General features: G+C 61.1%; 9 protein-coding genes. 1 reads left to right on the plus strand and 8 read right to left on the minus strand.

The genetic code is table 11. The features are described 5' to 3' along the window. Positions 1-118: 118 nt before the first annotated feature. The 4 genes from CIT37_RS32870 to CIT37_RS32885 all read right to left on the minus strand — a co-directional run bounded on the left by CIT37_RS32870 (position 119) and on the right by CIT37_RS32885 (position 9,121). Complete coding sequence (locus CIT37_RS32870) at positions 119-2,203, minus strand: condensation domain-containing protein (RefSeq protein WP_275937770.1); 2,085 nt, start codon at positions 2,201-2,203, stop codon at positions 119-121. Further along, positions 2,200-7,152, minus strand: coding sequence for a non-ribosomal peptide synthetase (locus CIT37_RS32875; RefSeq protein WP_275937771.1), 4,953 nt, complete (start codon positions 7,150-7,152; stop codon positions 2,200-2,202). Before CIT37_RS32875 ends, CIT37_RS32870 begins: the two co-directional genes overlap by 4 nt. A 571-nt stretch (positions 7,153-7,723) precedes the next feature. Beyond that, entirely contained in the window at positions 7,724-8,110 is a 387-nt protein-coding gene (locus tag CIT37_RS32880; protein WP_028154427.1) for an ectoine synthase, read from the minus strand. Between the two features lie 732 nt (positions 8,111-8,842). Then, positions 8,843-9,121 (minus strand): hypothetical protein, encoded by a 279-nt coding sequence (locus CIT37_RS32885; protein WP_011084900.1) that lies wholly within the window; start codon positions 9,119-9,121, stop codon positions 8,843-8,845. A 396-nt stretch (positions 9,122-9,517) separates the two neighbouring features. On the opposite strand from CIT37_RS32885, the gene CIT37_RS32890 reads away from it, so the two are divergent. Continuing rightward, positions 9,518-9,721 (plus strand): hypothetical protein, encoded by a 204-nt coding sequence (locus tag CIT37_RS32890; protein WP_014497760.1) that lies wholly within the window; start codon positions 9,518-9,520, stop codon positions 9,719-9,721. Positions 9,722-10,064: 343 nt separating this feature from the next. Here the strand turns inward: CIT37_RS32890 and CIT37_RS32895 are convergent, their stop codons facing one another. From CIT37_RS32895 to panB, 4 genes are all read right to left on the minus strand, one after another. After that, positions 10,065-10,265, minus strand: a complete 201-nt coding sequence (locus tag CIT37_RS32895; protein ID WP_014497761.1) for a hypothetical protein — start codon at positions 10,263-10,265, stop codon at positions 10,065-10,067. Positions 10,266-10,933: 668 nt separating this feature from the next. Continuing rightward, positions 10,934-11,293 carry a hypothetical protein gene (locus tag CIT37_RS32900; protein WP_011084898.1) on the minus strand — a complete coding sequence of 120 codons (360 nt, stop codon included), beginning with the start codon at positions 11,291-11,293 and terminating at the stop codon, positions 10,934-10,936. A gap of 12 nt (positions 11,294-11,305) precedes the next feature. Continuing rightward, the gene (panC, locus tag CIT37_RS32905) at positions 11,306-12,157 is read right to left on the minus strand and encodes a pantoate--beta-alanine ligase (protein WP_011084897.1); all 852 of its coding nucleotides are present in this window, start codon (positions 12,155-12,157) and stop codon (positions 11,306-11,308) included. Between the two features lie 3 nt (positions 12,158-12,160). Further along, positions 12,161-13,039 (minus strand): 3-methyl-2-oxobutanoate hydroxymethyltransferase, encoded by an 879-nt coding sequence (gene panB, locus CIT37_RS32910; RefSeq protein ID WP_028153345.1) that lies wholly within the window; start codon positions 13,037-13,039, stop codon positions 12,161-12,163. Between the last annotated feature and the right edge of the window lie 1,237 nt (positions 13,040-14,276).

The following is a 14,276-nucleotide window of genomic DNA, read 5'->3' on the forward strand; positions in this document are numbered from 1 at the left end:
AGCCGCAGATCCGATCCGCCGAGATTGGCTCCGCCACCTGCACAGTGAGGCCCAGCGCCTCGCCAAAATCCTCAACCGACAGGGTCAGCGGATAGTTAGTGCGTTCCTCCCCGCCCAGTCATTCCATACCCGACAAGACATCATCCGTCCCGGAGCCGGGCACAGCCGGCGCCTTGTTGTGACGATAGTTCAACAGCGTGCTGAACAGCGGCGCCGACGCCGCAATAGCGCTGCAGCGCTGCGCCAGCGCCAGCGAGGCATGCTCATGTGTCAGCAGCTCGGCCAGCCGGGCGTGCGTGGTCCGCACGCTCGCCTCGACGGCGGTCCCATCAAGATCAAGCCGCAGCGGCAGGGTGTTGATGAACAGTCCCATGGCGCGGTCGGCGCCGGCGCTGCCCTGCAGGCGGCCCAGCAGCACCGTGCCGAACACCACCTGCTCGCGGCCGCTGCTGCGCGCCACCACCTGCCCCCACGCCAGATGGCACAGGCTCGCCAGACTCACGCCCAGCCGCCGCGCCTGTTCCGCCAGCCGCGCATGGAGCGCTGGCGGCAGCATCCGATACGCCTCACGAACCCCGCCGCCGTCGCCGCGCACCTCGCTCAAGTTGAAGGGCGTGGTCGGCTCGTCGATGCCGGCCAGCAGCTCCCGGAAGAACGCTTCATCCGCCTTGGCATCACCGCGTAGATGCGCCTGCGCCACCAGATTGCGGAATGGCTGCGGCGCCGTCAGCTCATGCTCGCGCCCCTCCAGCTTGGCCCGGACTTCAGCATGCATCACGTCCCGGGTTGCGTGATCCCCGATCAGATGATGCTGCAGCTCCAGCAACAGCCAGCGCGCGCTGCCGGGCTCGCGCGCAATCACAAACCGCAGCAGTGGCGCCCGGCCGAGCTCGATGCGGTGCCGGCGCGGATCAAACCGGTTCCTGAGCTGCTCAGCGCCAGCGCCATCAGCGCCATCCAGCTGGACCTCGATCACCTCCAGTCGCGCCTTCCGCCACACCACCTGGACCGGCCGCGACAACCCCTCCCAGACAAACGAGGTACGCAGGATGTCATGCCGATCTACCACCCGCTGGATCGCGGCAAGATAGCGCGCGAGCAGCCCACGCTCGGCAAACGCCATCTGCGACACCAGGAGGTATGGATCGCCCTTTGCCGCTAGCAAATGATGGAACAGGATGCCGTCCTGCAGCGGCGACAGACCGTAAATGTCCTGGATGTTGCAAACCCCGCCGGGTACCGTGGCGATGATCCGGTCGATCTCGTCCTGCGCGAGCTCGATCAGCGGCAACATCTCCGGCGTTATCGCCACGCTCCGCTCGGTGATCAGGTTGGCCGGGACTGCCACCTCGTGATGGCGGCCCAGGCGTGCGGCCAGATCCGCGAGCACTGGCTTGACGAACAAGGTGCGCACCTCGATGCGCAGTGACCGCCGCCGCAGATGCTCCATCATCTGCACCGCCAAGAGCGAGTGCCCTCCCAGTTCGAAGAAGTTGTCGTGCCGTCCGACCCGCTCCAGCCCCAGCAGCTCGGCCCAGATCTGCGCCAGCACCGTCTCCATCTCGCCCTGAGGCGGCGCGTAGGTCCGCCGCGCATATGCCTCGTCGCCCGGGGCCGGTAGCGCTTTTCGATCGAGCTTGCCGTTCAGCGTCAGCGGAAGCGCCGCCAGCCGCACGAACGCACTCGGGACCATGTAGTCCGGCAGCCCCGCACTCACATGCGCCCGCAAACCGCCGGCAAGATCAGATTCCTCAGCTCCGGCGGCAACGACATACGCAACGAGCCGCTGCTCGCCGCCACCATCCTCGCGCGCCACCACCACCGCCTCGCGCACGGAGGCATGCTCGCAAAGCCGCGCCGCAATCTCGCCCGGTTCGATGCGGAAGCCGCGAATCTTTACCTGGTCGTCGTTGCGCCCTAAAAACTCCAGATTGCCGTCCGGCAGGTAGCGCGCCAGGTCGCCGGTCCGGTACAGCCGGTCGCCCTCGACAAAGGGACTGGGGATGAACCGCTCCGCGGTCAGCTCAGGGCGGTTCAGGTAGCCCCGCGCCACCCCCGCCCCGCCAATGCAGAGCTCGGCCACCGCACCGAACGGCACAGGCGCGCCATGACCATCCAGCAAGTAGACCCGCGTGTTGGCAATAGGGCGGCCAATCGGGACGATGGCCTCATCAAACTCAGCCGGGCAGCTCCAGGATGTCACGTCGATCGCGGCTTCAGTCGGACCGTAAAGATTGTGCAGGGCGTCCAGGGCAATACGCGCCGAACCCTATACACACTGGCGGCAGGGAGCGCCTCGCCGCTGCATAAAACCTGCCGCAGCGATGTGCAGCGGTCAACACTCTTCGCATCCAAAAAGCTGACCAGCATGGATGGCACGAAGTGAACCGTCGTGATGCGCTGGCTGACGATCAAGTCGACCAACGTATCGGGATCTCTGTGCGCACCGGGCGGCGCCAGTACCAGCGTTGCCCCTTCAAGCAAAGTCCAAAAGAACTCCCAGGCCGAGACATCGAAGCTAAATGGCGTCTTCTGCAACACGACGTCTGTTGGTTTCAGACCATAGGCGTCCTGCATCCAGATCAGGCGATTAACGATAGCCCGATGCTCATTCTGTGCCCCTTTTGGCCTGCCGGTGGATCCCGAGGTGTAGATCACATAGGCGAGATTGCGGGAGGTCAGGCTGAGCGCGCGCCGATCAGGATCCGCTTCCGGCAGGCTGGCCCAGGCCGGCGCCGCAGCATCGAGCTCCACCACGCTCACCTTGGCCGGCACATCCGCGCCGAAGGCGGCACGGCCGGCCACATCGGCCAGCAGCAGCGGCGGCGCCGCATCGTCGAGCACCTGATGCAGCCGCGCCGACGGATAGGCCGGATCCAGCGGCATATACGACCCGCCGGCCTCGAGGATCGCCAAAAGCCCCACCACCATCATCGGACTGCGCTCGACGCAGATCGCAACCGGCTGGTCCGGCCTGACCCCGAGGGCGATCAAGTGATGCGCCAGGCGGTTGGCCCGCACATTGAGCTCGGGATAGCTCAGTTGCTCATCTTCGCAGACCACCGCCACCGCATCCGGCGCCTTGTGCACCTGCACTTCAAACAGCTCGTGGATGCACCGCTCCGCAGGATACGGCGCCGCCGTCCGGTTCAGCTCCTCCAGCAGATACGTGCGCTCGGCAGTCGAGAGCAGCTCAATCCGGTGGACCTCTTGCTGCGCATCGGCTGCCATCGCCCGCAGCAGCGCCAGCAGATAACCACGCTGCCGCTCGATCGTCGCCTGATCAAACAGCGCCGTGGCATAACCCAGCGTTCCGGCGATCTCCTCGCCATGCTCGCCAAGGCTCAGCTCCAGATCGTACTTGGCCTGATCAATCTCCTCCCCGGCAGCTTCGACACTCAGCCCCGGCAGGTCCAATGGCCCAACCGCATTGTTCTCCCAGGCCAGCATCACCTGGAACAACGGTGTGTGATCAAGAGCCCGGGGCGGCTGCACGATCTCCACCACCTGCTCGAACGGCAGGTCCTGATGCTCCTGCGCAGCCAGCACCGTGCGCCGCGTCCGCTCCAGAAGCTCCGACACGCGCGGCTTGCCCGACAGGTCCAGCCGAAGCGCCAGAGTGTTGACGAAGAAGCCGATCAGCTCTTCGATCTCGCGGTGCCCCCGATTGGCGCTCGGCACGCCAATCACAAGATCGTCCTGCCCGGACAGACGCGACAGCACCGCCGCCCAGGCCGCCAGCACCGTCATGAACAACGTCGAGCCATGCTGCAGGCTCAGCCGCTTCAGCTCCCGCGTCAAATCCGCATCGACGGTGATCGGGACCGCGGCCGCGGCAAACGACTGCTGGGCAGGCCGCGCATGGTCCGTCGGCAAGACAAGACGGGCTGTGCCCGCCAGCGCGCTGCGCCAATACTGCGCCTGCTGCTGCAACCGTTCCCCCGACAGCCATTGGCGTTGCCAGGCGGCGTAATCCGGATATTGGATCGCAAGCGGCGGCAGAGGATCGTCCTGCCCGGCCTGGAATGCCCGGTAGAGCTGGCTAAGTTCACGCAGCAGCACGCCCATCGACCAACCGTCCGAGACGATGTGATGCTGGGTCAGCAGGAAGACGTGTTCCTCGTCGGCGGTGCGGATCAGCCGACCGCGGATCAGCGGACCGCGCGCAAGATCGAACGGCGTGCGCCCCTCTTCATGGCACAGATCCAAAAATGCCGCTTCCGCATCCGATCTCTCCCGCAGATCATGCTCAACTATTGGCAGACCCGCGTCCGGCGGCAAAACCTCAACCCGGGGCTTGCCCTGGGTCGCGACAAACACACTGCGCAGCGCCTCATGACGTGCAAACAGACGGTTAAGGCTGCGCTGCCAGGCGCTGCGGTCGAGCATCCCGCGCAATCGCAAGGCCAGCGGAATGTGATAGTTGGTGCTGCCTTCGTTCAGCTGAGCCAAAAACCATAGCCGCTGCTGCGCAAACGACAGCACAAGCGGCTCATGCCGCGACACGGCTGCAATCGACGGCAGCTCTTGCGGACCCGAGCAGCTCAACAGCTCGACGATGCTTGCCGCCAGGTCACTCAACACTGGCCTTGCGAACAGCGTCGACAGTGGCAGTTCGACCCCGACAGCCTGTGACAGCCGGCTCGACATCTGCACGGCCAAGAGCGAGTGGCCGCCCAGTTCGAAGAAGTGGTCGTTGCGCCCGATGCGCTCGACACCAAGGAGCTCGGCCCAGATCTGCGCCAGCGCCGTCTCGACCGCACCTTGCGGCGACTGGTAGGCCGCCAGCGCATAGGCCTGATCGGCCGGCGCCGGCAGCGCGTTCCGATCGAGCTTGCCGTTCACCGTCAGCGGAAGCGCGGCCAGCCGCACGAACGCACTCGGGACCATGTAGTCCGGCAGTCGCGCACTTAAGTGCGCGCGCAAGGCGCCCGCAAGCCCGCCTCCACCGCCCTCATCCGAGCCGGCTTCGGGCGCGCAGACCACATAGGCGATCAGATGCTTGTCACCGGCGTCGTTCTCGCGCGCCAGCACCACCGCCTCGCGCACCCAGGCGTGCTCGCAGAGCCGCGCGACGATCTCACCCGGCTCGATGCGGTAGCCGCGAATCTTCACCTGATCGTCGTTGCGGCCCAGGAACTCAAGATTGCCGTCCGGCAGATAACGGGCAAGGTCGCCGGTCCGGTACAGCCGATCGCCCTCGACAAAGGGACTGGCGATGAACCGCTCGGCGGTCAGCTCAGGGCGGTTCAGGTAGCCCCGTGCCACCCCCGCCCCGCCAATGTAAAGCTCGCCGACCGCACCGAACGGCACGGGCGCGCCATGGCCATCCAGCAGGTACACCCGCGTGTTGACGATTGGACGCCCGACGTGAGGCATCTGGGGCCAACATGACGGATCAGCTGCAAGGTGGTGCTCGGAAATGACGCTGATTTCCGTGGACCCATATTGATTGATCAATCTCGCGTTCGGATGTGCTTCGAAGAACGTCCTAAGCAGTGGAGTGGCCTGCAATCGCTCGCCGGCTGTATAAAGCTCTCTTAAAGAGGGCAGCTGCACGCGCTGCGCGCTCCAGACTTCCGCAAAATGATTCAATGCCACGAACGGGAGGAAAAGCCGCTCTATCGCCTCCCGCTCTATAAATTCCAGCAGGTCGGAGAAGTGCCTCCGGGTCTCTTCCCGCACGAGCACAAGCACTCCGCCGTCCTTCCAACAGATGAACAATTCCTGACAGGACACATCGAAGTTCAGGGTCGCGAATTGAAGTGTGCGCAGTTTTGACGTGCCAATCCCCGCAAGCGAATTCACAAGCGCGCCATGGGACATTTCCACGCCCTTGGGGATTCCGGTTGAGCCGGAGGTATAGATGACATAGGCGAGATGGCGCGATGAAAGGCCAAGCGCGCCCGGGTCCGGGTTCGAAGGCGGCCGCTCGCCCCAAGTCGGGGTCGCCGTCTCCAGATCGACCACCGTCACATCGGCCACGGCTTCGGCGCCCAATGCGGTTCGACCGGCGACATCGCAAAGCAGCAGTTTCGGTTCTGCATCGCCAACAATCTGCCGCAGCCGCGCCGACGGATAAGCCGGATCTAGCGGCAGATACGCGCCGCCCGCTTTCAGGATCGCCAAGAGACCAACTACCATCGCCAGGCTGCGTTCGAGGCAGATCGCCACCGGCTGGTCCGGCTTGACCCCGAGCTCGATCAAATGATGCGCCAGCCGGTTGGCCCGCGCATTGAGCTCGCCATAGCTCAGTCTCTCCTTCTCATAGACCACCGCCACCGCTTCCGGTGCCTTTTGCACCCGCGCCTCGAACAGCTCATGGATACATAGCTCAAACGGATAAGGCGCCGCCGTCCGATTCAAATCCTCAAGTAGATACGTGCGTTCGTCGGCGGCCAGAATGTCTATTCGGCCGACAGGCTGCCCAGCATCGGCCATCACGCCGCGTAACAAAGTTTGCAAATGCTGCGTCATGCGGTCGATCTGCTTCGGTGCTAATCGAGCGGCATCAAAATGCCAGCGGAAGCTCCCATCCAGAGCGCAAACCTCAAAGGTCAGCAAATCGCCGCACAAGGCATGCCCAGCTTTGTGGTTCGTCGTCAGAGCATCAGCGGCGTGACAGCTCTCTGTCGTGATTGCAATGCCAATCGGCCAAGGCTGGCGCGCCCGTAGCGCCACCACTCCTCGCAATGTCGGGCAGCGCGCTATAAGATCTCGGGCAAAGCTAGCGTGCGCCCTCAGCTGAGCGACTTCGGCCGCTACGGTTTTGCGTACTTCTTCAAAATCATGAGCAAGCTCAATGCGAACATCCATCGGCACGACGGAGGCCATCACGAGTTTGGAGCCGGTTTGCAATCGGTCCCATGCAGGCTTCCATCCCAGTTGAAACTCTTGTTGCCCCGTGATCCGAGCGAGATAGATCAGCCAAGCTGCTACCAAATATTCCGAGCGATCTTGTGGGGAAATAGCCAAACCGCTTGGGCTAAACCATGAACTCGACTGCCATCGGGACGGCGCCGCAGCCACGGACGATGACACGAAAGGCGGATGCAATCTGCTAAACTGCTCGAGCCGCCGTCGCCAAAACTCCTCCCCACGCGCCCGCAGTTCATCCGCGGCAGATATGCTCTGCACCTGATCATCGCTCAAGATCGGACGGCGTCTTCCTTGATTCACGCAAATCGCTCACATCGGTTCGGATCTGTTTTCGGGCTTTGGCTGGCCTGCATTGATGTGACGAAACCCTTCGCCAAAGCGGATCACTCAATCTTCCGCCAACGTTCCGCACCACCAAATATGGTGGCGGCGGTATCGCAGCTGCTACTCAAGCGCGTCAGCGTTTCTGGTAAGCGTTCTCATCGAACGACTTCTCCTCTATGGCGCCCTTTAGACGATTACGCATGTATCGTGCCAAAGGTGAAATCGAGTGCAATCAATGCGATAGCCACAGCGGTGCTGTGTCAGCTGTCCAACAGCGTCGCCAGACATCGTACAACTAAGCGCGCTATCAATCGCACAAGACCCCGCCCGCCGGGTATTCCGGACAAGAAAAAAAGGGACCTGGAATGCCAAAGTAAATTTGTCAGCTCAACCTAACCGCATCGCGTGGGCATTTCGTAAAAAGTCCGCGCGTGCGGTACGAGCCAGTGCTGGATCGCTCGAGTAAATGTTTCTCGCAATTAGCGGCAGTTCATATTGGATTGGCGTTTCTTCGCATCGCTCAATATGTGGAGCCTGCCGGGTCGTCCAGCTTGTGGCGCTCGGTTCCGGTGAGGGGCGGGTTGAAGATGCTAACGAGGATCATGTCCTTGTCCGGTCCCCCGCGCAGGAGATGCTTGTCATGCTTGTCAAGCACATACATGTCGCCTCGGCGAATAGGAAAGACATTGCCGTCCATGTCCTCGACCTCGCCCTCTCCACCGATGCAGAAGCAGGCTTCGAGATGATTCCGGTATTGCAGAAGAGAAACGGTGTTAGCGCGCACGATGGTGTGGCAGATGCTAAAACCCATGCCGTCCTTATCCGTCAGAAGGCGGTGGCTCGTACCATTGCCCCAATCGACGAAGTGATCGGTTGCTTCAATGTCGTGCAGACTACGCACAATCATGGTGTTGCCCGATTCTGATTGATCCAAAAGCTGGAGGCCGTTGTTCTGCTCCGGAACGGCGCCTTCCCTGTCGCGCGGCCGACTGCGGTCTCCGTCGAAACAACCGACCGTCGGCCGCGGAGAACCTGGGCAGTAGTCCTACGGGATCGGCTACACGCAAAAGGCCTGCCATTTGCCCGACGGCGACTAGTAAAAATATCGGTACGAGGGTATTTCGCAGCCGATCGGCGCGTACCAACTTGATGTACCACGTCTCGGGCGGTACCGCCGCTTGCCTGTGTATTCACCAGAATGCTGCTGGAGATACTGCCGCCGACATAAACTGTCTCCACTCGCAGATTTGGCAAGTCGTTTCCTTCCTTGCTGTGCCTCTCGCCGCGAATACGGTTCCGCAGCGTTTCAGCCAGCAGAGCAAATCTCATGCCGTGGTCGCAGACCGATGAACGATGAAGTTGTGGCTGTCTCAGCTGGCTAGTGAGAACGATTTGGCTAGGCGTGTAGCCAATCTAACAAACTGCCGAGATATGGCCGAGTACAAACAAGTCCTGAGCGAGAACCGGTCGAACAGTGGTGCTTTTTAATCCGCTGGTGAAGAGGTCCCGGATTGAAGTCAGTGATGCTGCTCGAAAGTGTTTGGCGATCGGACTCGACAAAGCCCGCCGCGATCAGAACCCGCAAATTAGGTACAGCCCGCGGTACAGAGCGGTTTTTGAGGATGCGCAGCTGGGAGGGTCAGCCGTGGGGTCCCACCGCGCCTCGGATCAGGCCGCCCGGAACGCGCGCGTCGTTCGCGGCTCCGCGACTAGTTTGCCGGCATGTCCGCCCCTTCCGGAGGCTAAACGCGAGCGGGAAGGTCTCGGCTGAAAGGAACTCCAGCGCGGTCTGCTCTTCGGTGAGGCGTTTTTCGATGAACTGACGTTCGACATCCGACAGGTTCGACTTCAGCAGGCGACGATAGCGGTGGATGTTTGTGCGGTGAGCACGAATGCGGGCCAAATATTCATCGAGCATCCTGGACGCTCCTGAGGTCGTCGCAATCTCTACGAAGAGATATTCAGGCGAGCATGTCGTCGATCAACGCGCCACCCGCCATCGCATCTCGGAAGCCGTTCGGCGGGCAGATAAGGACAATGGCAGTTCGTGACAACACTCCTTCCGCTAGCGTAGCATTTCCATCGCCACGACCCGCAGCGTTCTTGGCTCACCATACGCCGTCTTTCTGCTCGGCTAGTCGCTCAAACAGAGCTGGGCGCTTGGAAGGCGCAAGGAATAGTCGGTCACGCTCCCGGCGCCGGACGCTTGTCGCTAACAAGCTCGCCCGTCAGTATTCTCTTCCGAGGAGCTGAACATCGTTTGCCGATGTGCTATACGCATCTTCGTTGAGAACAGCTTTGTTTGAGAGTTTCGATGTCTCTTTCGATTGGACTGATTGTCGACGGCTATGTGAAACTAAACAACCGCAGCGCGCTGGAGAACCTTCTGGCGCATCGGCGGGAGTTGCTGCAGCAGTTGAACTGCGTTACCGGCATTGATCCGAAGCCAGCGATCGCTCAGGTCAGTCAAGACATCACAGTGATCGAAAGGGCACTTGCGGCGCTCACACAGGAGTAAATAGCAACGGCGCACCGGCTCGCGTGAGTTGACGGCGCTCCGGCGCCGAACACTGACTTCGCCCCCGTTTCCGGACGAAGGTTATTGGAGCGTCGCCTCACCGGCATCGTGGCGCGCAAGGGTGCGCGCCAAGGCTTGGATGCGGCGTCTGCTGTGCGAGCTGCTCTCTCGTTTCAAGGATCGGCCGGGCACCGAGCAGCGCGCCAACCGATTCACATCAGATAACGCCGCGTCTTGGGTGACGTTAGGCCACCATCGATTTGCGACCACGATACACTCTGCGAGCTGGATCTTCAGCACTGTGACTTGGAAATTCACCTCAATGACAAGCCATGTCCTAGATCTATCGCCACATCGTTGGTGCTCTGGAAAGAGCTTCCTGACCGATCTGTTTAAGCAGATCGGGGCGCGTCTCACCTCTGGTGGCGGCCTCCAGGATTCTGGAGGCAACGTAGGCGCGGACGCCGGCGTCATACGGTGGGACGCTCACGCAAACCTCATCCAGGATCGTGCGCAGAAGCGTGATCGTGCCAACGTCCAGCATTGAGAGATCTCCCTCATACCATCGGGGAAGATAATGGGCATTTGCTGGACCGCAACTCAAGTACATCGGAGCGCATGAGCCTCCGCGACTGCCGGTCGGCCGATTTCCAGCGCGGTGCAATGTCCAGCACCTCTGCGATCGCTGATCCATTGCGGCAGCTCGCTTGATCGGCCTGCGTTTGTCTTCTCGTCGGCCGTCTGGGCCTAGCAGACAAGCTTGCTAGAGCTCAGAGGCCAATGTGAGCTCCCTGCGATCATGCTCTGCGATGATGTACAGCATGCTCGGCCATCTATTGCGCGCCGGACTGACTGGGCGGCTGCCGCAGGCCAATGCTCGCACGGTGCTAGCTCGTTGCCGAGCCTCATCAGGTTCAATTGCGGCCAGAGGATTTGCCGTTTATCGCGCCTGCTGCGCTTCGGCATACCTGCCCCGATGGAGTTGGTAGAAATAGCTTGCCACTGCTCCGATGTCGTTTCACAAGACGGCACCTATCGGCTCCAAACCCGAGCGCCTGGCATCCTACACTGTAGAGGGACATCGCGACCAATTCTTGCGGTGAAGCATATCTTTGCGTCAAAAACCAGCGCCCGCCCGACGTCTGGCGACGAAATCGGGCCAGGATCCGGCGCCCGCGCTTCACTGCCCCCTTGACTCGCCCCTGGCCGCTCTTAGGGAGCTTCGGCTTTTTGCAGCTTGACGAGGTCGTCTGCGCCATCGTGAAGTAATTTCATGGTCATGGGCGCGTGGTTGTTGATCCATAATCGCACGTATTGGCAGCACACGATTTTGAGCGAATCTCCTTTGGCGATGCCCGCTTGCAGGCGGATGATCTCGGCAGCGTGGAGCGGCCCCGCCTCGCTCCACCCCGTCAGCGGCAGAGCCAATCTCCAACCGACATCATGAGCTCGAGCGTGGGGGAGTTGTTCAGCACGCAAAGGGCAGTTCCGGATCGTCTTCGAGAGTTCTTCCAGGATGTTGAGGATTTCAGGGCCAGCCCATCCGGTTCGACTGCTCCTGAGCGCAATCACTTGCGGATCTCGCTACGATGGCGACCAGGACAGGACTACATTGTCGATCAACCGCGTGGAGCCGACGTACGCTGCGACACAGAGCACCGCCGGATAGCGCAGAGGGCTGTCAGCAATCCTTAGAGTCCCAGGGTCGACAAGCTCAAGGTACTGTAGTCGATCGACCCTTTCCAAATGCCTTCTTGCAAGCGCAATCAGCGTTGCGGCGTCGCGTTCCCCTGAGGCAAACTCATGCGCTGCGGCGAACAAGCCACGGCTGATCGCCAAGCTCCGATCACGTTCTTCCGGGCAGAGATAACGGTTGCGACTGCTCATTGCCAGCCCATCTGGCTCCCGCACGGTTGGCACAGTGACAATCTCGATCGGAAGATTCAGATCAACCGTCATGCGGCGTATTACCGCGCATTGCTGAAAATCCTTCTGTCCAAAGTACGCGACGTCCGGCTGCACCATGTTGAATAGCTTGCAGACGACGGTCGCTACACCACGAAAATGTCCAGGCCTGAAAGCTCCGCAGAGCGGCTTTGCGAGTTCGCCCGGCTCGACAAAGCTCTCAAATTGAGCCGGATAGATCTCCTCTGCACTTGGCGCGAAGATGATGGAGACCCCGGCACTGCCGCATAACGCTTCATCGCGCGCGAAGTCGCGGGGGTACCTGCTGAGATCCTCATTTGGGCCGAACTGAGTGGGGTTGACGAAGATGCTAACGACAGTGACGTCGCAGTGTTCCCGGCTGGCCGAGATCAAGGCCAGGTGGCCGTCGTGCAAGTATCCCATCGTCGGAACGAATCCGATGCGCTTTTCGGCATTGCGAACGTCTGCAAGGGCGCGACGCAGCTCAGCCACCTTCGTAATTACTTTCATTTCTTACCTTGAGGTTGAACTGGAGGGCACCCAGTTGGCGACGGCATGCCGAAGCTGATCAGGAAGCCGATAGCACTCCTCTGAGCCCGGGAACGCCCCTTTGCGGATATCGGCAGCCCAGCGCGACAGCGCCTCCTGGAACAACTGGAATCCATTTGTATAGGCACGAACGAATTTGGGGCGATGGCCTTCGGTTAGCCCCAAGACATCATGAAACACGAGCACTTGGCCCGAGCAATCGGCTCCTGCTCCGATCCCGATGGTGGGTATCGTGAGAGATTCGGTCGCTCGCGCCGCGAGCTCGGCAGGAATGCCCTCCAGGACAAGCGCGAAGCAACCGGCTTCCTGCAGACGGTGCGCGTCATCGAGCAACCGCAAGGCGGTATCTGTTGTCCTTCCCTGCACTTTGAATCCACCCATGACGTTGACGCTCTGCGGGGTCAGACCGAGATGTCCCATCACAGGAATGTCGCAATCGACCAAGGCGCGTACCATCTCGATGCGTTTGGCACCACCCTCGAGTTTCACAGCATCGGCGCCACGCTGTAAAAAACCTCCTGCATTGCGAATCGTATCCTCAGAACCGACATGAAAGCTGAGAAAGGGCATGTCGGCCACAAGCAAGGCATGAGGCCTCGTGCGCGCAACAGCCTCCAGGTGATGATTCATCATGGCCACGCTGACGGGCAGCGTGTTGTCGAATCCCAGGCAGACGTTTCCAACGCTATCGCCGACCAGGATGATATCGACAATGGGATCCGCGATGCGCGCCGCAACCGCATCGTAGGCGGTGGTCATCACGACACGCCGTCCTTTATCCTTCCACTGCTGCAGTGCCGGAATCGTGACACGCTCTAGAGGCTGCTCTGAACTGTGGCTCATATTGAATCCGCTCCGCACACACCGTCGGCGCTTCCTAGAGAACGCGGGAGAAACCTGTCAATGGCATGGAGGATGGAGATCCCAGTTGTCTAGAACTGGGGAACAGCGCAAAAACAGTCCAATGGTCGCGCAACCATGAGACAAGACCTTCCTCATCCATTTCACCACCCGATGGCTCGTCTTCACGTGCAGTTTCAGCGGCTATGCCAGCCGCGCCCTCAATCGAGGAGCGGCGCTCGCGACGAGCCACCATCTGCACGCGTTTCTGGGCTGATTGCAGTCTCTCCAAACGGTGACGGCGACCGGACCGAGCGCAGATGCGCGCAGTGGGGACTTCGTCTTTAGGGCACATCTCCGTGTCTGCCCGCTAGGGGGACTCGTGAGACTCCTGCTTCGGCGCCTGCGCACCGAGCAAAGCAAACGGATGGCAGGCCAGGAACGTCCAAAGGTGACAGGCCGCCGTAAGCGCAGCGAGAGTCGCGGTCGAGTAGATGTCGTCGCGAACGCGCTCAGACCGCGCCAGCCTGCTGGCCCTGTAGGCCGTGAAGTCGATTATTTTTGCCGATGTTTCTGTCACTTGATTTCCACGTGCTCTAGAGGGCCACTCGAATTCTCTGACCAGGGCCGTACCGGCACAACTCAGTCCATTCCTAAGCCGCTCGAAGCCAACGAAGCCATTTCTGATCGGCCTCCCGCCGCGCCTTGAAGCGGTTGACGCATCTCTTCGAGCAAAGAGCCGTTCGCCAGCAGTAATGGCGGATCAGCCCAAACTTTCCGCCGCATATCGCGCAGCAAGTGGCTGAATGGTCGAGGGAATTACGGAAGCCAATGTGCATTCTCGCCTCCTGTCAGACATTTACCTAGGAAGCCCCGCTGCCCTCTGACCACAGCACCACGCGCGCACCGAAGGTGCGGCCCGCCCGGCGGTCCGTCTTCCTGGTTGTTGCAGCCATCAAGAGCCTTGACTCTGATGTGCGGCTGCCTCGCGAAGCAGTACTTTCCGCAGATAGCCTCGCCGAGAATTTGGTCAAGATAATTGATTTCTCTATCGTGATTTACGCAATTCGCTCGACATTTCGGTCAAATGCTGCGCCTTGCATGACTAGCCCGCAGAATTACTGCGGCAGTTGGATCGGGAGCGCTTAAGTTGGGGGCTGCATCCTCGTTGCACTATCAAAAGCAGCAATACGGGCACTTTCCCTTCCAAGATCCTGTCACTGCAGACGATCGCACAGTC

Origin of the sequence: Bradyrhizobium ottawaense (assembly GCF_002278135.3) — a bacterium.
Classification (GTDB): domain Bacteria; phylum Pseudomonadota; class Alphaproteobacteria; order Rhizobiales; family Xanthobacteraceae; genus Bradyrhizobium; species Bradyrhizobium ottawaense.

What these genes read in the sequence shown, in the direction of transcription:
- panC (WP_011084897.1), bottom strand. Translation starts at nt 12,157, where the DNA reads ATGAAAGTAATTACGAAGGTGGCTGAGCTGCGTCGCGCCCTTGCAGAC.
- CIT37_RS32885 (WP_011084900.1), bottom strand. Translation starts at nt 9,121, where the DNA reads ATGCTCGATGAATATTTGGCCCGCATTCGTGCTCACCGCACAAACATC.
- CIT37_RS32880 (WP_028154427.1), bottom strand. Translation starts at nt 8,110, where the DNA reads ATGATTGTGCGTAGTCTGCACGACATTGAAGCAACCGATCACTTCGTC.
- CIT37_RS32890 (WP_014497760.1), top strand. Translation starts at nt 9,518, where the DNA reads ATGTCTCTTTCGATTGGACTGATTGTCGACGGCTATGTGAAACTAAAC.
- panB (WP_028153345.1), bottom strand. Translation starts at nt 13,039, where the DNA reads ATGAGCCACAGTTCAGAGCAGCCTCTAGAGCGTGTCACGATTCCGGCA.
- CIT37_RS32895 (WP_014497761.1), bottom strand. Translation starts at nt 10,265, where the DNA reads ATGCTGGACGTTGGCACGATCACGCTTCTGCGCACGATCCTGGATGAG.